This window comes from Corynebacterium sp. (assembly GCF_030532325.1).
GTDB lineage: Bacteria > Actinomycetota > Actinomycetes > Mycobacteriales > Mycobacteriaceae > Corynebacterium.
This window is the reverse complement of record NZ_JAUNLS010000002.1, coordinates 1-21,911: the sequence shown is the minus strand read 5'-3', so window position 1 is coordinate 21,911 and position 21,911 is coordinate 1. Positions and strand designations below refer to the sequence as shown.

General features: G+C 60.9%; 22 protein-coding genes, 1 tRNA gene and 1 CRISPR repeat array. Of the genes, 15 read left to right on the top strand and 8 right to left on the bottom strand.

Translation table 11 applies throughout. From position 1 onward, the window contains the following. Nucleotides 1–46 precede the first annotated feature (46 nt). From Q4E25_RS01485 to Q4E25_RS01460, 6 genes are all read right to left on the bottom strand, one after another. Nucleotides 47–1,099: a trimeric intracellular cation channel family protein gene (locus Q4E25_RS01485; RefSeq protein ID WP_303153250.1), complete on the bottom strand. Its 1,053-nt coding sequence runs from the start codon at nt 1,097–1,099 to the stop codon at nt 47–49. An 87-nt stretch (nt 1,100–1,186) separates the two neighbouring features. Beyond that, a complete protein-coding gene (locus Q4E25_RS01480; protein WP_303153247.1) occupies nt 1,187–2,764 on the bottom strand; it encodes a phospho-sugar mutase in 1,578 nt (525 codons plus the stop codon). Next, on the bottom strand, nt 2,764–3,414 hold the full coding sequence (deoC, locus tag Q4E25_RS01475; protein WP_303153601.1) for a deoxyribose-phosphate aldolase: 651 nt from the start codon (nt 3,412–3,414) through the stop codon (nt 2,764–2,766). Before deoC ends, Q4E25_RS01480 begins: the two co-directional genes overlap by 1 nt. 37 nt (nt 3,415–3,451) lie before the next feature. Beyond that, entirely contained in the window at nt 3,452–4,822 is a 1,371-nt protein-coding gene (locus tag Q4E25_RS01470; RefSeq protein ID WP_303153245.1) for an MFS transporter, read from the bottom strand. A gap of 22 nt (nt 4,823–4,844) precedes the next feature. Next, on the bottom strand, nt 4,845–5,570 hold the full coding sequence (gene deoD, locus Q4E25_RS01465) for a purine-nucleoside phosphorylase (RefSeq protein WP_303153243.1): 726 nt from the start codon (nt 5,568–5,570) through the stop codon (nt 4,845–4,847). A 103-nt stretch (nt 5,571–5,673) separates the two neighbouring features. Continuing rightward, nucleotides 5,674–6,618, bottom strand: a complete 945-nt coding sequence (locus Q4E25_RS01460; RefSeq protein WP_303153599.1) for a sugar-binding transcriptional regulator — start codon at nt 6,616–6,618, stop codon at nt 5,674–5,676. A 244-nt stretch (nt 6,619–6,862) separates the two neighbouring features. Here Q4E25_RS01460 and Q4E25_RS01455 point away from each other — a divergent pair, with 244 nt between their 5' ends. From Q4E25_RS01455 to Q4E25_RS01430, 6 genes are all read left to right on the top strand, one after another. Further along, nucleotides 6,863–7,114 carry a hypothetical protein gene (locus Q4E25_RS01455; protein WP_303153240.1) on the top strand — a complete coding sequence of 84 codons (252 nt, stop codon included), beginning with the start codon at nt 6,863–6,865 and terminating at the stop codon, nt 7,112–7,114. 3 nt (nt 7,115–7,117) lie between these two features. Then, complete coding sequence (locus Q4E25_RS01450) at nt 7,118–7,435, top strand: hypothetical protein (protein ID WP_303153237.1); 318 nt, start codon at nt 7,118–7,120, stop codon at nt 7,433–7,435. Between the two features lie 120 nt (nt 7,436–7,555). After that, nucleotides 7,556–8,119 (top strand): Panacea domain-containing protein, encoded by a 564-nt coding sequence (locus Q4E25_RS01445; RefSeq protein WP_303153234.1) that lies wholly within the window; start codon nt 7,556–7,558, stop codon nt 8,117–8,119. A gap of 10 nt (nt 8,120–8,129) precedes the next feature. Next, nucleotides 8,130–8,585: a Fic family protein gene (locus tag Q4E25_RS01440; RefSeq protein WP_303153231.1), complete on the top strand. Its 456-nt coding sequence runs from the start codon at nt 8,130–8,132 to the stop codon at nt 8,583–8,585. Between the two features lie 145 nt (nt 8,586–8,730). Further along, on the top strand, nt 8,731–10,101 hold the full coding sequence (locus Q4E25_RS01435; protein ID WP_303153228.1) for an alpha/beta fold hydrolase: 1,371 nt from the start codon (nt 8,731–8,733) through the stop codon (nt 10,099–10,101). Nucleotides 10,102–10,250: 149 nt separating this feature from the next. Next, nucleotides 10,251–10,823 carry a hypothetical protein gene (locus Q4E25_RS01430; protein ID WP_303153225.1) on the top strand — a complete coding sequence of 191 codons (573 nt, stop codon included), beginning with the start codon at nt 10,251–10,253 and terminating at the stop codon, nt 10,821–10,823. Between the two features lie 105 nt (nt 10,824–10,928). On the opposite strand, the gene Q4E25_RS01425 is transcribed toward Q4E25_RS01430, so the two are convergent. Next, nucleotides 10,929–11,002, bottom strand: a tRNA-Ile gene (locus tag Q4E25_RS01425). 138 nt (nt 11,003–11,140) lie between these two features. Further along, nucleotides 11,141–11,595: a CRISPR direct-repeat array (repeat unit 28 nt; unit sequence GGCTCATCCCCGCTCACGCGGGGAGCAC). 108 nt (nt 11,596–11,703) lie between these two features. Between Q4E25_RS01425 and Q4E25_RS01420 the strand changes: the two genes are divergently transcribed. The 5 genes from Q4E25_RS01420 (at nt 11,704) to Q4E25_RS01400 (ending at nt 15,999) form a co-directional block, all read left to right on the top strand. Continuing rightward, on the top strand, nt 11,704–12,258 hold the full coding sequence (locus Q4E25_RS01420) for a DEAD/DEAH box helicase (protein WP_303153221.1): 555 nt from the start codon (nt 11,704–11,706) through the stop codon (nt 12,256–12,258). Between the two features lie 120 nt (nt 12,259–12,378). After that, nucleotides 12,379–12,831: a Panacea domain-containing protein gene (locus tag Q4E25_RS01415; RefSeq protein WP_303153218.1), complete on the top strand. Its 453-nt coding sequence runs from the start codon at nt 12,379–12,381 to the stop codon at nt 12,829–12,831. Then, nucleotides 12,832–13,260, top strand: coding sequence for a hypothetical protein (locus Q4E25_RS01410; protein ID WP_303153217.1), 429 nt, complete (start codon nt 12,832–12,834; stop codon nt 13,258–13,260). A 421-nt stretch (nt 13,261–13,681) separates the two neighbouring features. Beyond that, complete coding sequence (locus Q4E25_RS01405) at nt 13,682–15,220, top strand: AbgT family transporter (RefSeq protein WP_303153597.1); 1,539 nt, start codon at nt 13,682–13,684, stop codon at nt 15,218–15,220. A 44-nt stretch (nt 15,221–15,264) separates the two neighbouring features. Continuing rightward, the gene (locus Q4E25_RS01400) at nt 15,265–15,999 is read left to right on the top strand and encodes a hypothetical protein (protein WP_303153215.1); all 735 of its coding nucleotides are present in this window, start codon (nt 15,265–15,267) and stop codon (nt 15,997–15,999) included. Nucleotides 16,000–16,052: 53 nt separating this feature from the next. Here the strand turns inward: Q4E25_RS01400 and Q4E25_RS01395 are convergent, their stop codons facing one another. Continuing rightward, nucleotides 16,053–16,961: an ornithine cyclodeaminase family protein gene (locus Q4E25_RS01395; protein WP_303153213.1), complete on the bottom strand. Its 909-nt coding sequence runs from the start codon at nt 16,959–16,961 to the stop codon at nt 16,053–16,055. 89 nt (nt 16,962–17,050) lie between these two features. Here Q4E25_RS01395 and Q4E25_RS01390 point away from each other — a divergent pair, with 89 nt between their 5' ends. The 4 genes from Q4E25_RS01390 (at nt 17,051) to Q4E25_RS01375 (ending at nt 21,685) form a co-directional block, all read left to right on the top strand. Beyond that, nucleotides 17,051–17,656 carry an excalibur calcium-binding domain-containing protein gene (locus Q4E25_RS01390; RefSeq protein ID WP_303153209.1) on the top strand — a complete coding sequence of 202 codons (606 nt, stop codon included), beginning with the start codon at nt 17,051–17,053 and terminating at the stop codon, nt 17,654–17,656. A 431-nt stretch (nt 17,657–18,087) separates the two neighbouring features. Next, nucleotides 18,088–18,645 (top strand): hypothetical protein, encoded by a 558-nt coding sequence (locus Q4E25_RS01385; protein WP_303153204.1) that lies wholly within the window; start codon nt 18,088–18,090, stop codon nt 18,643–18,645. Nucleotides 18,646–18,652: 7 nt separating this feature from the next. Next, nucleotides 18,653–19,615, top strand: a complete 963-nt coding sequence (locus Q4E25_RS01380; RefSeq protein WP_303153201.1) for a Kiwa anti-phage protein KwaB-like domain-containing protein — start codon at nt 18,653–18,655, stop codon at nt 19,613–19,615. A 378-nt stretch (nt 19,616–19,993) separates the two neighbouring features. After that, entirely contained in the window at nt 19,994–21,685 is a 1,692-nt protein-coding gene (locus Q4E25_RS01375; RefSeq protein WP_303153198.1) for a hypothetical protein, read from the top strand. Nucleotides 21,686–21,911 lie beyond the last annotated feature (226 nt).

Sequence of the window (21,911 nt, the reverse complement as noted above, 5' to 3'; positions counted from 1 at the left end):
CCTGCGTAATCTTCACCGCAGGCCGCCCGGGGGTGCGGGTTCGCGGCTACTTCTCGGAATCGCGCTCCTCGTAGCGGCGCACAAGTTTTTCCACCAGCTCGTCGGTCAGGGCGTCATCAGCCAGGATGCGGTCCAGGGTTTCGCGCAGCTCAGGGCTGTAGTCCGTCTCCGCTTTGTAGGAGGAACCCTTGATGTCTACGCCGAAGTCCGCGTGCTCGGGGGTCATCTCCTCGACTTCCTCGGTGAAGGAATCCAGGAATTCCGCGGCCTCCACGGTGGCCTCCGCCGGGCGCTTGCCGGCACGGATCTCGCGCTCGATGCGGCGCTGCAAGGCCTTTTCCATCTGCTCGTGGCGCCACGCGCGCAGCCGGGTGGGCTCCCAGCGCCGCCCCACCGCACGGCCCTTGACCTCCGCCCGGCGCGCCAGCACCTTGACGTAGGCCGCCGTCTCATTGACCGGCGCCCACTCCTGGCGCGGGTTGAGCCGCCAGCCGGACCAGATGCCCAGCATGGTCAGCCCGAAGGAAATCACGGGCCCGATGACCATGCCCCACGCCAGGTGCTCCAGGGCGGAGGCGATGAGCACCGTCACCGAGCAGGCCACAGCGGGCACCACGGTGGGCATGTTTCCGCCGAAGACCGCGGGCACGCGCCCCATGGAGATATCGCGGATCATCGAGCCACCAGTGGCGGTGAACACGCCCATCATGATGCACGGGATGAGCGGCAGGCCGAAGGCCAAGGCTTTCATGGTGCCTGTCGACGCCCACAGCGCCGAGACCAGGGCATCCCCGTGGGATTGCACAATGTCCCAGGTCTTTCCCTTGAAGTAGACAAAGCGGGCAATGAGCGCGCCGGCGAAGGCCAGGTAGAGGTACTCGGGCTCGCTCATGGCGGCGACGGTGCCGCGGTTGATGAGGACGTCGCGAATCATGCCGCCGCCGAGGGCGGAGAACATGGCGATGAAGAAGAAGCCGACGATGTCGAAGCCGCGCTGGCGGGCTATCGTGCCGCCGATCATGCCCATGAGGAGCACGCCGCTGACGTCCGACCAGCGGTACATCGAATCGATGAGCGGGTCAACTTCCTGAACTGTCATGCACTAGATTCTAAAACCCGCGCCGCCAAGCGGCGCGGGTGGGCTAGGTTACAGGGCTGGATTACGGGGCTGGATTACGGGGCTGCACTACATGCCGAAGTACTCGCGCAGATCCGCCGAGATCTTCTCCAGGCGGGCAGGATCCGGGGACTCCAGGTAGCACTTGAGCTTCGGCTCGGTTCCGGAGGGGCGCACGATGACGCGGTCATCGGCCTCGGTGAAGAACTTCGAGCCCTGGGCAAACTTCTCCACGGTGACCACCGGGGAGCCGGCCAGCTGTGTCGGTGGCTCGGTGGAGACCTTGTCCATGCCCTTCTGGATGAGGGAGAGATCCTCCACGCGGAAGGTCAGCGGCTGGGTGGCCAGGCGGCCGACGGTGGCGTAGATCCCCTCCAGGCGGCCGAGCAGCGTGCTGCCCTGCGCCTTGCACTCGGCGGCCAGGCTGGCCAGCACCACCGAGGTGGCCACACCATCCTTGTCGCGCACGGCCTGCGGGTCCGGGCAGAAGCCGATGGCTTCCTCGTAGCCGAAGGTCAGGCCCTCGGTGCGCGCGATCCACTTGAAGCCGGTGAGGGTTTCAGCGTGCTTGATGCCGTAGTGCTCGGCGATGCGCCCCAGCAGGCGGGAGGAGACCAGCGAGTTGGCAAAAGTGCCACCCACGCCACGGCGGGCCAGGTAGTCACCGAGCAGCGCGCCGGTCTCATCACCGGTGAGCTGGCGCCATCCGCCCTCCACCGGCACGGCGGCCGCGCAGCGGTCCGCGTCCGGGTCGTAGGCGATGAGGATGTCCGCGCCGATCTTCTCCGCGTGGGCCTTGCCCAGGTCCAGCGCGCCCGGCTCCTCCGGGTTGGGGAAGGACACGGTGGGGAAATCCGGATCCGGGTCTGCCTGCTCGGGCACGAGGGAGACCTCGAAGCCCGCGCGGGTGAGCAGCTCCTGGCCCAGCGCCGCGCCAACGCCGTGCATGGCGGTCAACGCGATCTTCAGGTCGGTGTTCTCCCCCACCAGCTGCACGGCGCGCTCCAGGTAGGCCGCGCGGGTGTCGATCTCTTCGATGTTATCGCGGTTACGGGCTACCTCGTCTGCCTGAGGTGCGCGGGAGATGGACTCGGCAATCTCGGAGTCAGCCGGAGAGACCAGCTGCACGCCCTCGGCATCACCGGTGGCCACGCGCCCGCCCAGGTAGACCTTATAGCCGTTATCGGCCGGCGGGTTGTGGGAGGCGGTGACCATGATTCCGGCATCCGCCCCGTGAGACTTGACGCTAAAGGCGGTCAGCGGGGTGGGGTTCTGCGCCGGCAGCAGCAGTGCCTTGCCACCGGCGGCGGAGATGACCTCGGCGGCGTCCTGCTGGAACTGCGCGGATCCATGGCGGGCGTCGCAGCCAATCACCACGACGGGCTCATCGGTCTTGGTCTTGAGCCATTCCACCAGGCCCCAGGTGGTGCGGATGACCACCGCGCGGTTCATGCGGGACTCGCCGGCGCCGACCGCCGCGCGCAGGCCGGCGGTGCCAAAGGCCAGCGGCCCGGCAAAGGCGGCCGCGAGGGCCGCGGTGTCACCGGCCTCCACCCAGCCGAGCACCTCGGCGGCAGTGGCGGGATCAGGATCGTGCTGCGCCCAAGTGCGGGCGAACTCGACAAGATTTGCGTGTGGGGTGGCCATTAGTCCAGCTCCTCCAGGATAGCGGCGGAAGCGGACAGGCCCAGGCGGGTCGCGCCGGCCTCGATCATGGCCAGGGCGTCCTTGGCGGTGCGGATGCCGCCGGAGGCCTTGATGCCCAGGCGCCCGCCGACGGCCTCGTTCATCAGCTCGACGGCGTGCACGCTGGCGCCGCCTGACGGGTGGAAGCCGGTGGAGGTCTTCACAAAGTCCGCACCGGCGGCCTCGGCGGCCTTGCAGCAGGCGGTGATGGTGGCGTCGTCAAGCGCAGCGGTCTCCAGAATCACCTTGAGCACCTTGCCCTCGGTGGCCTGGCGCACCTGGCGGATGTCCTCCTCGACGAGGTCGAACTTGCCCTCCACGGCGTTGGCGATGTTGATGACCATGTCCACTTCCTCGGCGCCGTCAGCCACCGCGCGGGCGGCCTCGGCGGCCTTGATCTCCGGCTTCACCGCGCCGGAGGGAAAGCCCACGACGGTGGCTACGTGCAGGCCCTCGGGTGCCTCAACGGGCAGCATGGAGGGCGAGACGCACACCGAGTAGGTGCCCAGGCGGGCGGCCTCGGCGATGAGCTTGGCGACGTCCTCGTGGGTGGCCTCCGGCTTGAGCAGGGTGTGGTCGATGATCTGTGCAACCTTGTCACGCATGATGATTCTCCTTTGGGGTACGCAGACGGTGTGTAGGCGGTGTTTAGGAAATGATCTCCGGCTCCAGGCCGGCGGCCGCAGCGGCGGCTTCCTTCCGGGCCATGACGAGATCGGAGATGATGTAGATGGCCGCACCGGTGACAGCGACGATGGCCAGAACAGCCAGCGGGAAGGTGTAGCCATCGGAGGACTTCTGGGTCAGGGCGGAGTACGCGATGCCCAGCGGGATGGCGATGTTGATGGTCAGGTTGTAGAAGCCGATGGCGATGCCGGACTTCGCCGCGGAGATGCGGCTCAGCGCGGTGTTGACCAGCGGGGCGTACATGAGGGCAAAGCCGGAGGCGAAGGCGATGGTGGCGATGACCAGGATGACCACCGAGGAGTTCACAAAGATGGTCTCGATGATGAGCGCGCCGCAGATCATGCCCACGCCGGCGTAGATGGTCTGGCGGCTGGTGAGCACGTGGCCGATCTTGCCGGAGAAGATGCCCACCAGGATGGCGCAGACATAGCCCGGGATGAGGATCAGGCTGGCCTTATCCAGCGACATGCCGTGAACGTCCTTGGCAATGTAGGGCATCATGAAGATGTAGCCCAGCTGGGTGGAGTACACCAGGAAGACCATGGCCAGGGTCCACACGTAGCGGCCGTTGGTGAAGAACTCCGGCTGCACCACGGGGCGCTTGGCCTTTTTGACGTGGATAACAAAGAGCACCACGCCCACGATGGCCGAAAGCAGCCACCAGATAGTGAATTCCTGGATGTAGAGGATGAGCGAGGTGGCAAACACGGCCACGAGGAACAGGCCCATGGCGTCGAGGTGGCCCTCCACGGCCTCATCCTCCGGCACCATCTTGATGATGGCCGGCACGGTGAGCAGCAGGATCAGCGGGATGAGGAACATCGCAGTCCACGAGATGTAGGTGGAGATGAACCCGGAGGTCAGCGCGCCAATGAGCAGGCCGGCCTGGAAGGCCGCGGTGGAAAAGCCCAGGTAGGTCTTCTGGTCAGCCTCAGAGAGGTGCTTGGTCACGTAGATGACGTAGAGGGTCTCCGCGGCGGCCAGGCCGGTGGTCTGGATGAGGCGGCCGGTGAGCACCAGCGGCCAGGAGGCAGAACCGAGGAAGCCGATGAGCGAGCCCACAGCGATGAGCGCCACGCCGCTGAGCATGAGCTTGCGGATGGAAATGGAATCCGCCAGCGCGGCATAGACCACCGCGCCGATGCCGATGATGACGCCGGCCAGGGAAGCCTGGAGGGAGGCGGTGTCATCGGCGATGCCGAGGCCCTCGGCGATCGGCATGGTCATCGTCTTAAAGCCGTTGTCAATGACAAGCGAGAAGACGAAGACAAAGAGGAGGACGGGAACCGCAGCCTTGGGGTTGACGCCCGCGTGCTTGGTTGAGGAGGTCATGAGAACAGTCTCTTTCTTGCTGTTAGTTCTGGCTGGTCAGCGGCAGCGCCAGTTCAATCATGGTGTGGAAGGCGCTCTGGCGGTCCTCCGCAGACAGGGCGTCGCCGGTGACGATGTTGTCGGAGACGGTGAACAGGCCCAGCGCGTCCACGCCGGCCTCGGCGGCGGTGGCGTAGAGGGCGGCGGATTCCATCTCGACGCCGAGCACGCCCATGGCGGCCCAGCGGGAGTTCACGGTCTCATCGTGGTTGTAGAAGATGTCCGAGCTCAGGATGTTGCCCACGTGCAGGTGTGCATCCTGCTTCTTAGCCTCATCCACCAGCTGCTTGAGCAGCTTCCAGGAGGCGGTGGGCGCGTAGGTGCCCGGCAGGTTGTACTGGGAGATGAAGTTGGAATCGGTGGAGGCCGCGGAGGCGACGATGATGTCGTGCAGCTTGATCTCTTCCTGCATCGCGCCGATGGAGCCCACGCGGATGAGGTTCTTCACGCCGAAGCGGTGGATGAGCTCCCAGGAGTAGATACCAATGGAGGGCATGCCCATCCCGGTGCCCATGACGGAGACTTCCTGGCCCTTGTAGGTGCCGGTGAAGCCGAGCATATTGCGGACCTCGTTGAACTGGACCACGTCCTCCAGGAAGGTATCTGCAACAAACTTGGCGCGCAGCGGATCACCGGGCAGGAGGATGGTCTCGGCGATGGGCGCGCCCTTGGGGTTGATGTGCGGGGTGGCGACGTTGGTGGCGGACATTGGCTTCTCCTATCTAGGTGGGACTACGTCTCACCTTCAGAGTAGCCCGCCTGGAACAAATGTCAATGCCCTGATTCTCATTTGTTCCATGAAGTGAAAAACATTACACCGAGGCGCTATCCTCCAGCACCCGCTGCGCCGTGAGGTGGTCAATGACCAGGTGCGTTGCCAGCCCCATCTCGAGAGCCACCCGGATGGCCTGCGCCTTGGTCGTGCCCCCAGCCACGAGTACGCGCACCGGCCGGGCGGCCAAATCCTCCAGCGTGATGCCCACCGTACGCGCATCCACCTCCGGGGCGGCGACCTCACCGGTGGCGGTATAAAAACGCGAACAGACATCCCCCACCGCGCGCTGGACAATCATCTGCGTCTCCGCCGGCGAAAGGTAGCCCAGGTTGAGCGCCAGGGACTCCGGCGCCGGCGCGCCCGCGGTAAACACCGCCACGTCCACCGCGGCCCCGCGTTGCAGAATCGACGCGATGTGCCTGTCCTTGACCACCCACTCCTTGGCCTCCGCCGAATCAAAAATCACCGGCAGCGGCAGCATGAACGTCTCCGCATTAAAGGCCCGGGCGAAGGCCTGCAGCGTTGCCGCGTCCTTGGTGGAGCGCTCCGTGTGCGAGTGCCCGCCCTTAAGCTGCACCACCTGCACCCCCTCCAGCGGCAGTTCGCGCAGGTGCGCGCCCACCGAGGCCATCGTCTCGCCCCAGGAAATCCCCACCGACTGCCCGTCTTTGACCAGCTCCTCCAGCAGCGCCGCCCCCGCACTGCCCAAATCCCGCAGCGGGGAGCCGCCAGCTGGGGTGGTGACCACGCGGGCGTCGACAAGCGAGAAGCGCTCCTTCAGCTTCTCCACCAGCTCATCGGAGCGCTCCCGCGGGTCATGCACGACGATGGTGACAAAGCCGCGCTCCTGCGCACGCTGGAGCAACTTGGACACCGTGGGGCGGGAAATGCCCAGCCGCGCGGCCACCTCCGCCTGCGATAGCCGTGAGTTGTAGTACAGCTTCGCCGCATCAATTGCGTGGCCATCGCGCTCATCCAACATGCCCTCATTGTCGCACACCGCCCGCTTGGCGACGCCCTCCTCCCTCACCCCTTCCTCCCCTCAGCGCCTGGGCTGTGGCGCCCGGGCCCGTTGTTAGCCATGGCCCCGTGGCCGTCCCCTGTGGCGTCACACCACACAAGGCCTCGAAAACTCAGCTTTTCGGACCCTTGCGTGCAATGAGCCCACATCGCGGCGCCGATGAACTAGCGCCACCGAGGCCACAAAGCCGCCATAATGGTGTGGCATGAGACACCTATTCCCTGCCCTCGCCGCGGCCGCGCTGAGCACACTACTACTGAGCGGCTGCTCCAGTTCCGAAGAACCCAGTGACGAGCCAACCGCCAGCTTGTCGGAGGTTGCCTCCGCAAACACCCCGGCCAGCGCCGACGCTTCCCAAGAGCAGGCCGCCAAGCCCCAGCCCACTGCCCCAGGAGATGCGCCGCAACAACCAGCGCAGGCGCTGCGCCCGCACGCCGTGATCAACAACCCTGAGTAAGTCATGGGCGAATGCGGCACCTCTTCTTCCGGGGACACCATCCTCGCCGGCGAGCACACCTCGTGCGGCTTCGCCGGCGCCATGTTCGACGCCGCAATGAACACCACGTTCGTCCTCAAAGGCGGCCCGCAAACAGAGCCCATGTACCACACCCCTGGCGATATCGACGTCACCTACAACGGCGTGACCTACAAGGTCTCCTGCCTGGTGGGCACGCCCAGCAACATGTCCTGCACCAAGCAAGAAGGGCCGAGCGCTACCGCGGCCTTCCACTACAAGGGCGTCGGCGCAGGATGGCCGGATGTCTTGCAGACGCAGTAGAACTCAACCAACCCCGGGCTGACTCTTCGCTAATGTCCGCCATGTGAATTACGATAATGCACTGACATCGGCACTCTGCCCAAAATCACACGCAAGGCATGGCACAAGGAAGGAGGAGGCATGGCAAAGATCCTCGACGTAGCACAATTCATCACAGAGTCAACACCAAACGTGGACAAGATGCGACTCTACAAACTCTGCTTTTTCGCTCAGGGCTGGCACCTTGCATGGGCTGGTTCTCCTCTTGTCACGGAGTCCTTCGAAGCGTGGCGCAAGGGCCCAGTTCCGCCCACCGTACGCAACGCCACAGAAGGCACCGCTCGTGGCTGGAGCATTCCTTTTGTGCCAGGCGGCGATAGCGCAGAACTGACCACATTCGAAAAAGAAGTCATCGAGTCTGTCGTCGAATTTTATGCTGCTAAGACATCCACGGAACTTTCTAGGCTAAGCCATGGCCAGGCATGGAGTCTAGCTCGTCAAGGCCTCCCGGAGGCTGCGCGAGGCAATGAAGAAATTAGCGTTCTAGCCCTTCGTGAGGAGTTCACAAGCTACCTTAAGTCGTCGAACTCCCTGCCCACGCCACCAGCGCCCGCGTGTGTTTTTTCTTTCGAAGACGCTATTGCCGCAGCTGCACTCGTCGAAGAGGACTGGAGCGAGACCTTTAATATTCTCGCCACTAAATGAAAGCTGAGGCATGGCAGCTTCCAATGGAAACACTCAGAGTGACGAGGAGAAGGCCGCTTCCCTCCTCATTGAGATCGCGTGCATGCTCAATAAGAAGTGTGGAAGACGAAAACGCCCTGACGGTTCTTGGGAAGAATACTCAGGGTTCAGCGTGGACATGGAAGGCCTCGAGTCGGCGATCTTTGCGCCTTTCCAAGTTATATGGGAGCAGCCGAGATTTCCCTCTGTCTATGACAGAGCAGCCGCAGTTATTGTCAACATCGCCCGGGGGCATCACTTCGAAGACGGAAACAAGCGCACCGCCCTCCATACTGGGCTGACTTATCTAAGAGCTTGTTCTATCATCGTCCGCCCGCCGTCTCATGAAGCAGGCGCTCAACTGGTCATCGATTGCGTACTGCAAGAGAACTACGAGACGGCCATTGCCGTCATGAGTACCAAGCTCCAGCAGTGGACCGCCGGCTAACCCCAGCACAAGAACTTTAGTTCCTTCCCATTGCCAGGCCTGCGCAGCCCGGAATAGCATTTTTCTGTTCTTATGCGTTGAGCTGCGCTCACGCCCGCTCAGCGCACAGAACTGCATTCCAGCCTGTCCGTGAAAGGAACTCATCTTGGCCAAGAAGCCTCGCCAGCGCCTCGCGCTGCTGGCCGCAGCCACCGCTGCCGCCGTATTCACTGCCCCGCTCGCCGCGGCAGCCCCCACCGAAGCCCCGAACCCAGCCCAGGAACTCCCCGAGTCCGCTATCGCCGACGAAGCCCTCGAGGACCCCGTCGCGGAGCTCGCCCCTGAGCAGCGTGACACCGTCCGCGAGGGCGCCGAGGACATGGAGTTCTACTCCACTTCCCCGCGCGCGGCCGGCGACGCCCACGGCGACGAGTACTCCGCCTTCTACCACGATCCCGTCGATCTCGCAGGCTCACAGCCCGGCCAGCTCTTCCGCGCGGCCTCGGTGCGCAACCCGGCCAACACGCTGGGCATTACCAACGTCGGCCCCTACAAGGCCCAGCGCATCCTGTACTCCTCCATCAACCGCACGGGCAAGAAGGTCCCGGTCAGCGGCATCGTCATCGAGCCCAAGAAGGAGTGGACAGGCAAGGGCCCGCGCCCGCTCGTGGCCTTCGCCCCGGGCACCCAGGGGGTGGCGGATCGCTGCGCGCCCTCCCGCAAGATTGCCGAGGGCGTGGGCGACTACGAGCAGTTCTTCTTCGAGTCCTTCCTCAAGAAGGGCTACGCCGTGGTGGTCACCGATTACGAGGGACTGGGCACGCCCGGCATCCACACCTACATGGACCGCATTTCCCAGGGCCACGCGGTGCTCGATAGTGCGCGCGCCGCCCAGCAGCTCGAGGGTTGGGACATCAGCGCTAAGAATCCCGTCTTCATCAACGGCTACTCCCAGGGCGGCGGTGCGGCTGCCTCGGCTGCCGAGCTTTACGACGACTACGCGCCCGAGCTCAACGTCAAACTCGCCATCGCCGGTGCGGCGCCGACGGATCTCACCCTGCTGCCCACTACGCTCGACGGCACCACCTACTTCCTCTTCGAGGCCTACGCCCTGCTGGGCCTGAGCGATAGCTACGGCGTCGATCTCAACTCCCACTTCAGTGAGAAGGGCCAGCGCGTGCTGCTCGACGCCACCAACACCTGCACCCTCGGCCTCGGCGGCTTCGCCGGCAACACGATTGAGAAGCTGAGTGCGGACGGGAGGGACGTCGCCAAGCTGGTGGCCGAAGCCCCGTACAACCAGGTGCTAGCTGATCAGCACATTGGTTATGACGCCCCCTCGATCCCCGTGGTGCTCACGCACGGGCGCGGCGATGACGTTATCCCCTTCGCCACCGCTGAGCAGCTGGCCAAGGAGTGGTCCGAGCGCGGCGCGGATGTCACGTTCATCCCCAACGACGCCGGCTCGCACGTCGCCGGCACCATTCCGCACATTAAGGAGGCGGTTGCCGCGATTGAAAAGGCCCTCGACGAGTAGCTAGATTTCCAGGAAACCTCTGCGCAGAAAATATCTAATTTCAAGCTTCGGCACAGAATTGCGGCCTACATTTCCTATCGGGTTTGCAAGAAATCCCCGCACTAACCGGAACCGTACTAACCGGAAATTGAAAGGATATTTTCATGCGCATGTCCACTACTCTTCGCCGCGGCACCCTGGCAGTGGCCCTGCCGGCGCTCCTGCTAGCGGGCACCACCACCGCCAACGCCGCCGAGCCCACCGCCAACACCGCCGCGCCCGCAGGTAACGCTGCACAGGGCGCTGAGGGTTCCTCCATCTCGGACGCCCTCAAGCTCTCCTCCGACGGCGACCTTTCCGGCGTTCTCACCAACGGGGATCTGTCCGCGCTGCTGGAACTGGGCAGCTCCATCCTGGGCGCTGACCGCCCGGACTTTTCGGAGCAGCTGGACAACAACGCTGAGACCACCGAGCCCAGCGCCAATACAGACGGCGTCGAGAGCAACAGTACCGAGACCAACAACGAGGCCGCCCTGCCCACCGGCGTCAACGCCCTCAAGCGCGTGGCCGCCCAGGAGGAGCAGAAGGCCGGCCACAAGCTCTTTGACCTCGTGGTCACCGACGCCACCCACGTTCACGTCCACTTTGCGGAGACCTACAACCTCCAGGAGGACGCCCCCTCCTTGGCCAAGCTTGGCGACGCCGCCAAGGCCAACGGCATCACCCTCACCGCGGACCGCTAAGCCGGCTAGGCAAGCCGACCACCATAGCCCCTCACCAAAGACAGCCCCGCACCGAACCAGAATGCTCTGGCTGGTGCGGGGCTGTGGGGGTGAGAGCACCTCTCGTGGGGCCACCGGGGCTCGAACCCGGGACCAGCGGATTATGAGTCCGCGGCTCTAACCGACTGAGCTATAGCCCCACACAGCACCACCGCAGGCACGAGGCCGCAGGCGAAAAGGCTGCCATAAAAGAATAATCAACGCTTCGGCGAGAACCAATTTGTCAATGTCCAAACAGTGAACACCCTGCCCATACGGTTCAGTGCATCTCCGTGAACGGTTCATCCCCGCTCACGCGGGGAGCACGACTCGCCCGACGTTGACCATATCCGTTTCCAGGGCTCATCCCCGCTCACGCGGGGAGCACGGTTAGGGACAACATATTTGGGTACATTTAGACGGCTCATCCCCGCTCACGCGGGGAGCACGATTACTGCCGGGGAATGAACTCTCGGGTCGGGGGCTCATCCCCGCTCACGCGGGGAGCACGGTGCCCTGGGTGGGCTGTGTGTGCGGGGTCGGGGCTCATCCCCGCTCACGCGGGGAGCACATGAGGTTTGCTGTCAGGTAAATTCGGACTCACGGCTCATCCCCGCTCACGCGGGGAGCACGGTGCCCTGGGTGGGCTGTGTGTGCGGGGTCGGGGCTCATCCCCGCTCACGCGGGGAGCACATGAGGTTTGCTGTCAGGTAAATTCGGACTCACGGCTCATCCCCGCTCACGCGGGGAGCACTGCTGTGCTGGGGACTCTTCGGCCGGGGTGGTGGGCTCATCCGGTCAAGTCCTGCCACTCATCTGCGGACCAGTCCGCCATACCATGCATCTCGACCGTTCTGGGCCCATGCACTACGTCGTACACGAGACCACGTTTACTTATGATGAGCCTTATCTTTTCTGGCCAGACTTAGACAACGCCTTAGCTTCCGATACCACTCGTAACCGGCTCATTGCTCAGGTCATTACCGAGGCCGCGCACTCGGGTCACAACGTCATGGTACTCACCAAACGTCGAGAACACCTCGCTCACCTGCGTACCCTCGTTGCTCAGGGCAGCCAACACGCGCTCTTCGAGTTGCATGGCGGGCAAACGGCGCAACAACGCCAACACGTGCTAGAGCAGCTTTCATATTCCCACGGCTTCATTGTGCTTGCGATGGCACAGGTCGCCGGTGAAGGGCTCGACCTGCCGGACATTGACGCGCTAGTTCTCGCTGCCCCGGTCGCGTTCAAGGGCAACATCATTCAAAATATTGGACGGGTCACCCGCGATGCCACCGGCACCGAAGGCTCCGCAGCTACCATCCACGACTTCAACGACTCCCATGTTCCCGCTCTATCCGCCGCATTCCGCAAGCGGGCCCGAGTAATAAAAAAGCAGGGTTTTAACACCCCCTAGTCCATTGACCTCAGTCTCACTTTTGCTGAGAGGGGTTCCAGCATGTCAGCACAGCAGGTTATAGTTGTGCCGAATCATCACTAGGCACATCATGACACAGCAATAGAAGGAGAGCGAACCATGCATGAATATTCCGCACGCGATATCGCTGAGTGGTTTGTCGCATGGGCCCAGGAGGTAGCTGATGCCGATATCACCCAGCTGAAGCTGCAAAAACTCCTGTACTACGCCAAGGGTGCAGTCATGCGCTCCTCCGACGGCGTTCCCCTCTTCAATGACCGAATGGAAGCGTGGGCACACGGGCCCGTGGTTGTTTCAGTATATCGAGATACGAAAAAGTACAAGAACGGCCCCATCGACGCCGACGAATTCGTCTCTGAAGACTTCAACTGGGACGACTACCGCGATGTCGAGCAGCAACTGATTCAAGTCTGGAACCAGTACGGACCTTTTTCTGCATGGGCATTGCGTAACAAGACCCATCAAGAATCTCCATGGCTCAAAAACTTCCGCGAAGATGAGCGCTCCATCGAAATTTCTGATGCCGATCTCAAAGAGTTTTTCTGCGCGTAGATGTCCAAGAAAGGTAAGAGGCGTGGAAATCGCCCCAACGATGTACCTCAACGTCCAGCTCTCGGCGTGCTTGAGGCTCTCCGCAAAGAAGAATCCGAGTACCCAGCGATTTCCTTTCGCCATCTTCAACCCGGTTGGGGATTCGAAGAGCTGACGGACAAACAGAGGCTTGCCTTCCTCACCAAGTGGCACAAGCGGTGCAGGATGCCTTGGGTTGAGCTCTCCCAACAATCCAGACACGGCCTGGGCTCGGAGCAATTACCTCGCCGCGTAATTAAGCCACATATTCCGCAGCAGTTCACCGACGTGGAAAAATTCCACGTGTACCGGCATGAGGGGAACCATGCGCTAGTAGGGTGGAAGTCAGGCCATATTTTCTATGTCATCTGGATCGAAGCACGATTCAACGATCTTTACGATCACGGGTGAGCTGACGGCTGACCATGCACCGAGTCTCATGGCTTTGTGGGGATAAATGAACATCTACTGAAAACGGAAAAGTTCGATTTAGCCCCCTGAACACATATATGTCTTCGCTTGAGCAGCGCCCCAAACACCCAAACGCCCAAAAGCGCCCCAAACGCCCGCACAGCACCAAGCCCAAAACACCACCACCCCAGCCAATTTGGTGCCGCGAGTCACATTCTTGCCCCTTTTGTGTTTATCCTAGAGGGTACTTTTGCGCGCCGCGCCTCCCCGCAGCGCGCGTGACCGTTGAACCCGACCAGGAAGTGCACCCATGGCAGGATCCACGAAATCCCCCACCACCGGGAACACCAGCAAGCCGGCCACTGAGGCGGAGGAGACCAAGCCCAAGAAGGATTCAGAATCCTCCGCCGGTTTCCTCGGCATGGTGGAGAAGATCGGCAACAAACTCCCTGATCCCTTCTGGCTCTTTGTCATCCTCTCCGTCGTGGTCGCGCTGTGCTCCTGGATTGGCCAGCAAATCGGCATGTCCGCCGTCGACCCCGGCACCGGCGATACCGTCCAGGTGGAGTCCCTGCTCACTGCAGAAAACCTCTCCAAGATGGTCACCGACGCCGTCGAGAACTTCATCGCCTTCCCGCCACTGGGCGTCATCCTCGCGGTGATGCTGGGCGTGGCCGTCGCCGAGCAAACAGGCCTTCTCTCCGCCCTCGTGCGCGCCATGGTCAACAAGGTCGGCCCCAAGACCCTGACCTTCATGGTGGCCCTGGCCGGCGTGACCGGCTCCGTGGCCTCGGATGCCATCTACGTCATCATCATCCCGCTGGGCGCCATGGCCTTCCACGCCGTCGGCCGCTCGCCCATCGTCGGCGCGATGGTCTCCTTTGCCGCCAGCTCCGCCGGCTTCAACGCCTCGCTCATCCTCAACATCACCGACCTCCTTCTGGCCGGCATCTCCACCTCGGCCGCAGACATCGTGGATCCCGAGTACGTGGTCTCCCCGCTGGCCAACATCTTCTTTGTCATTCCCTCGGCCATTGTCCTAGCGCTCATCATCACCGCGGTGACCGAGTTCTTTGTGGTCAAGAAGGCCCGCCAGCTCGTGGACCACGATGACCTCGAGGAGGACGAGCTTTCCTTTGCCAACGCCACCGAGGGCGATTCGCCTGACGACGCCGACGACGACTCCCTCGAGCTCTCCCCCACCGAGTCCAAGGCCTTCAAGGCCGCCGGCCTGGCGCTGCTGGCCTTCCTGGTGATCTTCTTCCTGCTCCTGTTGCTCCCGGCCTCCCCGCTATCCAACCCGGAGGAGGGCTTCATGAAGTCCCCGCTGATCACCGCGATCGCCGTGCCGATCTCCCTCGGCTTCTTCCTCTGCGGCCTGACCTACGGCCTGGTCGCCGGCACCATCTCCTCTGCCAAGGACATCCCGGACATGATGGCCAAGGGCCTGAAGACCCTGCTGCCCATGCTCGTGCTCTTCTTCGCCGTCTCCCAGTTCCTGGCCTGGTTCAAGTGGTCCAACCTCGGTTCCTGGACCGCCATCCGCGGCGCCGAGCTCCTGCAGAAGTGGGACCTGCCGGTGGTGCTCCTCTTCGCCGGCTTCGTCCTCATGGTGGCGCTTATCAACCTGCTGCTGACCTCCGGCTCCGCCCAGTGGGCGCTCATGGCGCCGGTGGTGGTGCCGATGATGATGTACGTCGGCGTTGCCCCCGAGGTCACCCAGATGCTCTTCCGCATCGGTGATTCCCCCACTAACATCATCACCCCGATGTCGCCTTACTTCGCCCTAGCCCTGACCTTCCTGCAGCGCTACTACAAGCGCGCCGGCGTGGGCACCCTCATGTCCCTGGCCCTGCCGTATGCCACCGCGATGCTCGTGGGCTGGTTCATCTTCTTCATGATCTGGTACTTCATCGGCATCCCGCTCGGCCCAGGCTCCCCGATGCACTTCGAGCTCTAACCCCCGCCGAGCGGGCGCTTACGGAGAAGCACTCGGCCTACTACGTGGTGGGCAAGCTCATCCATGACGCCGCCCACACCTACGGCGATACCGAGACCCGCCAGGCCCTGGAGCGGGTGGAGCGCCTCTCCCGCGACGGCGAGACCGGGGATATCAACAACCCCGAGGCCGGCTACTCCGCGGAGTACCTCCGCGCGCTTTCGCTTCTCGACGCCTCCCTCATCCCCCTCGGCTTCTCCCCCACCCTCGACGGGCCGGGGCTCGACGGGCCGAGGCTCGACGGCCTAAGCCCCGCGCAGCTCGTGGGTGACTTTGCCGAGCGCGAGCGCGAGGCCTCCGCCCCTTCCGCCAACGAGTACAGCGAGCCTCGCAGCGATGCCTCCCCCGAGGCGCTCGGCCTCTTCTACACCGAGGAAGCCTGGCCGGAGGCCCGCGCGCTGTTCACCAGCGAGAAGCTGCGTGCCGAGTACGCACCACGCCTGGAAAAGGAGCGCGCCCGCGCCGAGGACTTCCAGGCCCGCGCGCTTACCCTTGTTCAGGCCTGCCAGGACGCCGCGCCTGCCGATGTCCCCCTCGCCGGCGGCAGCTCCGCAAGTGGCTCCTCAGAAAGCAGTTCCGCAGGTGGCTCCACAGATGGAAGCTCCTCCGAGAAAGACACGGCCGCCGCGGTGGCCGTGGGCACGCTCGCAGGCATCGGCGCATTGCTGGGCGCCATCGCCGCGGCCCTGCCCGCACTCAAGCCCTACCTGCCGGCCCAGCTGCGCACCCTGCTGCCCTAAGAGCGCCCCCACTTCGGGGCGCCCCTAAGAGCCCCCCCTACTTCGGGCGCTGCCTAGGAAGCCGCCCGCGCCACCGCATCCGCGATGACGAGGTCCTCCCACGGCATGCCGACAGTCTTGAACACAATCGGCCTATCGCGGGTGAGCTCCACATCCCCGCGCACGACGTCCTTCATAGGAATGAGATCGGAATCGCTGAGCACGCCGTCCCCGATGGCTAGCGTGACGTCGCCGGCCTCGGCAAGGGCCGCGGCGGGATCTTCGACCACCACATGTGCGCTGCCCACCAAATCGCTGGCCAGCTCCCGTGCCTCACAGGTATGGCTGCCCACGGCCACCACCACGGCGTCATCGCGCACATCATCGCGGCGAAGAATCGGGGCGGACGCCGTCGTGGCGCACACGATGAGATCCGCTTTCTTGATCACCTCCGCGGCCTCCGGGCTGCCCGCCTCATACCACTGATAGGCAAGCTCCGGCCTGCTGCGGCTGACAAAGCTCACCCGCGCGCCACGTTCCCCCATCACAGACTCGACCGTGCGCGCGTGCCCCTGCCCCTGCGCGCCGGTGCCAAAGATTACCACGGTGAGCGGCCCCTCGCCGCCGGTGAGAGACCCCTTGACCCCCGCCAAGGAGACCGCCGGGGTGCGCACGGCGGTCAGCGCTGTGCCGTCGATGAGGGTGGTGGGGGTGAGCGTGTGGGCGTCGAAAAGCAGGTATTGGCCCTGAATGAGCGGGAGATCCGTCTCATAGCCCGCCGGGTGCAGGCTCAAAATCTTCACGCCGACCGCCTCCGGCAGCGCACTGGGCAGGATGTGCAGCTCACCGTGGTGCAGCGGCACCTTGGTGCGCGGCTGGTCAGTGGCCGGGTCATAGCCCGTGGCCAGCGCCCTGCGCAGAGCATCCACCGCCTCCGCAGGAGTGAGCGCGGACAGGACGGAATCGTGGGTGATGAAACGCATGGTGACCAGGGTACGTGATCACAAAATGTGGCGTCATTCACGTTGCATTCCCCTCCTCCTGCCTCTACCGCCGTATAGCCTCTTTCGACGTGAAGAAGACTCTCATTTCTCTGGCAACTGCCTGCACGGTTGCAATTGCTGGAATCTCCGTTGCTGAGGCCCAGACCCCTGACACCGCTCTCACCGCCACCGCGGCGACCACGGATACTACTAACACCACCGACATCACAGACAGCACTCTCGCCGACGACGAAACCTCCTCCAGCGACGGGGAAGCCAAGGAACTCAACGGCGACGAGATTGCCGCCATCACCATTGGCAGCATCGCCGCCGTGGCCGCCGCTCTGGCCGCCGGCTACTGGGCCATCCAGCAGCGCCTCATCCCGAACCCGCTGCCGGGCATCATCCCCGGCCCGCCGGCTCCTGCCCCGAAGCCTGCTCCCGCCCCGGCTCCCGAACCCGCTCCTGCACCGGCACCAGCACCTAAGCCCGCACCGGCCCCTCCTCCAGCACCCGCCCCGAAGCCAGCTCCGCACCCGGCCCCGGCACCCGCACCGAGCGCCCCCTACTACCAGAACTGCAAGGCCGTGTGGAACGACCTCGGCCGCCCCATCCGCAGCAACGACCCCGGCTACCGCAGCGGCCTCGACCGCGATGGCGACGGTATCGGTTGCGAGAGCCGACCGAAGTACTAAATTATGACAACTAAAAGTTAGGCCTCCACGCTCGGTAAGTGGAGGCCTCTTGTTCACGCTGACGAATCCAGACCGATCGACACGACGTTGTCATGCCGCCAATAACAAGAAAACCGAAGTATACAACGAACGGGCACCGCATTGGCGTCTCGCGAATAAGGACAGCTCTTACAAACTCAAGCGGATTTGACAGCAGTATTCAGCCACCACTAAAAAACGCTACGAAATAGCCGGAAACAATCCCAAGGTAAGAGAAAATGCGATCCACTCGTCACGCACTCATAAGCAAGCAAAGAGAATTAACGGAGATCTCACCCACTAAACGGTAAAGCCTTCAAGCGACCTTCCCCAAACGAGATGAACCATAGGCCCCATAAGGAATTAGCATGGTGTCACAAGCTAAAACCACGAATTAGAATGGACTAATCAGCGTGTCCCAGTATGAGGAATCGCAAACAACACGGCTCCTATTGTTTATGTCAGCACTCGGCCCAGCCTTAATGATCGCAGGGATTCGAATCTACGAGTTCCAGCACATGCTTTCGGTGGTTGTATTCATTTCAGGGTTTGTTGCTCTTTTGCCGACACCGATAGTTTTAGCAGTGCGACGCAAAGCTGGAACTCAGGCATTTACAGTATCCAGCATTAAAGACGAAAGTTCTCAAGTTCCTACTTACGTCATTACTTTCATCTTTCCATTCCTGTTTATTTCAGAAGCGCCTAGCCCACCCCTCATCGCTTCTTACACTGCCTTTGCACTTCTTGTACTCTTACTTCTCTACCGTACTTCACTCGCGCTAATTAACCCCCTCCTACTTCTGTGCGGCTATCATATATTTTCAGCTGATGTCCGCGAACAAGGCACAATTTTCTTAATTTCTAAGAAAACACCCTTACCCTCGGCACTGATCTACACCAAGAGAATAACCAATGGACTATTCATTACGGTAGATACCCCTCAAGATAAACCGGCACAACATCTCAAATAAGAAAATCATGGACAACAATATCAAAAACGTATTCAATAACTTTGAGCGCCTCAAGAACAATGTGTCGACCGAGAACCACGTTGTGAGACTCATCCTAGGCTACCGATCGTCTGACAAGCTCTCATTAAAGAGAGTGCCACTGACACAGCCCGGCCAAGAGATGTTCGCAGACATTGCCAAGACTGTCCTCGACAAGCTAACCGGAAGTAAACCAGCAAAATGGGGCCCGACGGACGCCATTAGAGAAGGCGAGCTTCTAGTCGCAACTGCTGATACGGTAGGAGACCTTCCCCTTGTCACACGCCCCCAGGACAAACCCCTAATCGAAGCGTTGATTGACGCGCAATCCATCATGGAGACCAACGGCAAGAATCTACTGAAGTCGAGCCCATCGTTTTACGCTTTTCAAGTAGGGTCCGGTGACGACTCTCTAACTTTCTTGAGAAGGCTCAATCCACAAAGGGGCTTACAAAGGAAGATCTTCGGAATTCTGTCCGATGAGCTATCCCCTACAGACGGCCAAGTATTCGCTTTTGACTCGTTCGCAGATTTAATAATCACAAGTAAAGGAATTCTTGTCCTCGATCAGAACACATTTCACACTATTTTCCGCAACCAAGATGATATTAAGGGAATGATCAGCGGCTGGGTCAAAAAGCTTGGAGCATCGATAGCCATGACAAACGAGTCCCAAGAAGTGCTTCTCCAAAAAGGCTTAGACAACTCTCGCGCAGCAAAACGTATTGAGAGTATAGTCCACCGCGGCCACCTTAAGTCCCTTACGAACCTTGACATAAGCACTGCAATGGAGAAATGCGGCCTGAAACCTGCGAAATATCTAACCCAAACCAATAGAATTATTTTTAGCGAGGATACAACGCTCGAACTGTTAAAGTTTTTAAATGAAGACATTTTTCGCGGAGCACTAACAAACGCCCCCTTTGAAGTCGACAGCAAAACTAAGAGGTGAGCACCTTCTCAACGAACAGTTTCGGTTCCAAGGAAAACTCGGTAGCGGAAAACTCGATAGCGCCCGTTAGCGTGGCGTATCTGCGCCGACCCTCTAATAAAGACTGTCGTATCAACCAAACTACGACACGGGCCGCCTCGTCTCTCGACATGAACGCTCACTATAACTACCCCTTTTAGGATAGCGTTGACTAAAAAGCTTTTTCAAACTCCCGCTGTGTATGGTAGCCAAGGCTTGAAAAGTGTTTGGATGACACCAACAACGCCCCCCGACTCAGTCATAGCAAACCGCATGACGACACAGACGTTTCCAGACGCAAACCTAGCGGACTCTAGATAAGATTCAAGTACACATCCCAGCCCCAAACAAGGAATGACTATGTCCGGCTACCTCGCGATTATTGCTGAAATTGATAAAAGTACTATAATACGGAAACTTTTCGATGACTCCGAATTAATTATTAGGCCCCTCAATAGCCAACTCTGCTTATTTTATTACTCTACAAGTCAAACATTTTCGGGTGGAAGGCTTTTTCAGGGCTATGCAATTGACCATGAGCGGCAAGCCATAATTTTTTCCGGCGCAAAGAACAGTCAGCTGCCAAGGCCTAGCACGCCTATCGACGGGAGCTATTTCACTGCTGAGTTGTCAGATAGTCAAGCCACCTTTGGTGCAGACCTCAATGGCTACGTTCCCATGTGTTGGTTTAATTCGCGAAGTGTTACTGCAATTTCTGATTCATACCTATCACTTGTCAATTTACGCACGGCACTCGGCTTGCCTTGCAGCATAAACCCCGAAACAGTGGCAGGCAGAATGTGGATGAATTCGATGGCCTACCAGCAACTGGGCACGAAGACATTCTGCAAAGAAGTGTCTATATGCACACCGGGAACCACGCTTTCCTTTTCCTATGAGACACGCATGCTTCATGAGCTCCCCGCCAATTTGCCAAAACAATATGAAACGGCAATCGAGTCACACGCCGATGCGATTCATCAAGCTGCTGCACGCATGATTGGTGTAATCAAAGGTTATGCAGAATCTGGAGGACTGGTCAGCCTCAGCCTATCTGGCGGAATGGATTCGAGAGCCTGTTTGGCGGCAGCACTAAGAGCGGGAATCGGCGATTCACTGTTTGTGGGGTCTAAGGACAATGGAAGGGCCGACTATCCGATCGCTCGCGAACTGGCCGAGCGATTCGGATTTCAACTCAACCGCTCTTCTAGAGTTTTACAAGGAACCCTAGCCCCTCGCGACCCCCTAACAACTTGGTCCGCAATGAGTCTCGGCCTGTACGATGCACTGTATGCCTCAGATAAGTTTCGTCGACTCGATCGTCCCGTTTTCGCGGTCGGCGGCCAAGGGGCGGAAATTTCGAAAGGAAACTACGGGTGGCGCCAGCTGACTAAAATCAATATGCCCCGGCAAGCGCTTGCCCAAGCTTCAGAAGGCTTGACTCGAATTGGTGTCGACAAAGACGACAAATGGGGTTCCGAATGGCACTATCTAGCGTTTAGAAACGCCATCCACGGAGGTAGAGGACTGCTTAACTCCGACTATATTTCCAGACCCGCGGCACAGGTGCCCATCATTGGCTTAAGCCGTTCGGAACTCAATGAATTTCCTGCACCGCGAAAAGGGCAATACAACGTCATCGGGGATCTACTCGTTTGTTTGAATCCGCAGTTGGCTTTACATCGTTTTGACAGTCACGCGAAGGACTTCACGCCTGAGCGCCTAGAACGTCGACTTAAAGCAATCGGAGGACCGATTGCAGAGAGCGAAATTCCCGATTACTCATCGATCGGCTCCGCTACCCCTTCTGCAGGGATACTCAAGAGTCATGTCTCGTGTGCAGAGAATCTAGGGTTTGCAGGTGGCGCAAATGGTGCTACGCTTTGGCCTTTTGCTGAACGCTCGATCAAGGAGTTTCGAGAGTTAATCGACCCAGACGTTATTTCTCTGGCAAAGCAGATCCCTGCAAATGACCGGACCGCAATCTCATCGCAATCGAAAGAAGGGACCGCGCTATCAAAGCTAGTGGCACTTTCCCCGCTAACATTGTGATGCATCGCTGATCATCAGACTCCGTAGAATGAAAATTTACGGAGGCCAATATCATCCCATTTGCAGCGAAGCGCAGATCATGACCGCGTCGGTAATGAGATCAAAGCCAAGCAGTCCTGCACAGCCAACGGTATAGCCAAACAGATGAGCTTCACGATAAAACAAACCGCCCAGGGTTGCGTCCGTTAGCGTGGTGTATCTGTGACCCGGGGTTGTGCTCATGTCG

Coding starts and splice junctions, on each gene's coding strand:
- Q4E25_RS01485 (WP_303153250.1), bottom strand. CDS start 1,099: ATGACAGTTCAGGAAGTTGACCCGCTCATCGATTCGATGTACCGCTGG.
- Q4E25_RS01480 (WP_303153247.1), bottom strand. CDS start 2,764: ATGGCCACCCCACACGCAAATCTTGTCGAGTTCGCCCGCACTTGGGCG.
- Q4E25_RS01470 (WP_303153245.1), bottom strand. CDS start 4,822: ATGACCTCCTCAACCAAGCACGCGGGCGTCAACCCCAAGGCTGCGGTT.
- deoD (WP_303153243.1), bottom strand. CDS start 5,570: ATGTCCGCCACCAACGTCGCCACCCCGCACATCAACCCCAAGGGCGCG.
- Q4E25_RS01460 (WP_303153599.1), bottom strand. CDS start 6,618: ATGTTGGATGAGCGCGATGGCCACGCAATTGATGCGGCGAAGCTGTAC.
- Q4E25_RS01455 (WP_303153240.1), top strand. CDS start 6,863: ATGAGACACCTATTCCCTGCCCTCGCCGCGGCCGCGCTGAGCACACTA.
- Q4E25_RS01450 (WP_303153237.1), top strand. CDS start 7,118: ATGGGCGAATGCGGCACCTCTTCTTCCGGGGACACCATCCTCGCCGGC.
- Q4E25_RS01445 (WP_303153234.1), top strand. CDS start 7,556: ATGGCAAAGATCCTCGACGTAGCACAATTCATCACAGAGTCAACACCA.
- Q4E25_RS01440 (WP_303153231.1), top strand. CDS start 8,130: ATGGCAGCTTCCAATGGAAACACTCAGAGTGACGAGGAGAAGGCCGCT.
- Q4E25_RS01430 (WP_303153225.1), top strand. CDS start 10,251: ATGTCCACTACTCTTCGCCGCGGCACCCTGGCAGTGGCCCTGCCGGCG.
- Q4E25_RS01420 (WP_303153221.1), top strand. CDS start 11,704: ATGCACTACGTCGTACACGAGACCACGTTTACTTATGATGAGCCTTAT.
- Q4E25_RS01415 (WP_303153218.1), top strand. CDS start 12,379: ATGCATGAATATTCCGCACGCGATATCGCTGAGTGGTTTGTCGCATGG.
- Q4E25_RS01410 (WP_303153217.1), top strand. CDS start 12,832: ATGTCCAAGAAAGGTAAGAGGCGTGGAAATCGCCCCAACGATGTACCT.
- Q4E25_RS01405 (WP_303153597.1), top strand. CDS start 13,682: ATGGTGGAGAAGATCGGCAACAAACTCCCTGATCCCTTCTGGCTCTTT.
- Q4E25_RS01395 (WP_303153213.1), bottom strand. CDS start 16,961: ATGCGTTTCATCACCCACGATTCCGTCCTGTCCGCGCTCACTCCTGCG.
- Q4E25_RS01380 (WP_303153201.1), top strand. CDS start 18,653: ATGGACAACAATATCAAAAACGTATTCAATAACTTTGAGCGCCTCAAG.
- Q4E25_RS01375 (WP_303153198.1), top strand. CDS start 19,994: ATGTCCGGCTACCTCGCGATTATTGCTGAAATTGATAAAAGTACTATA.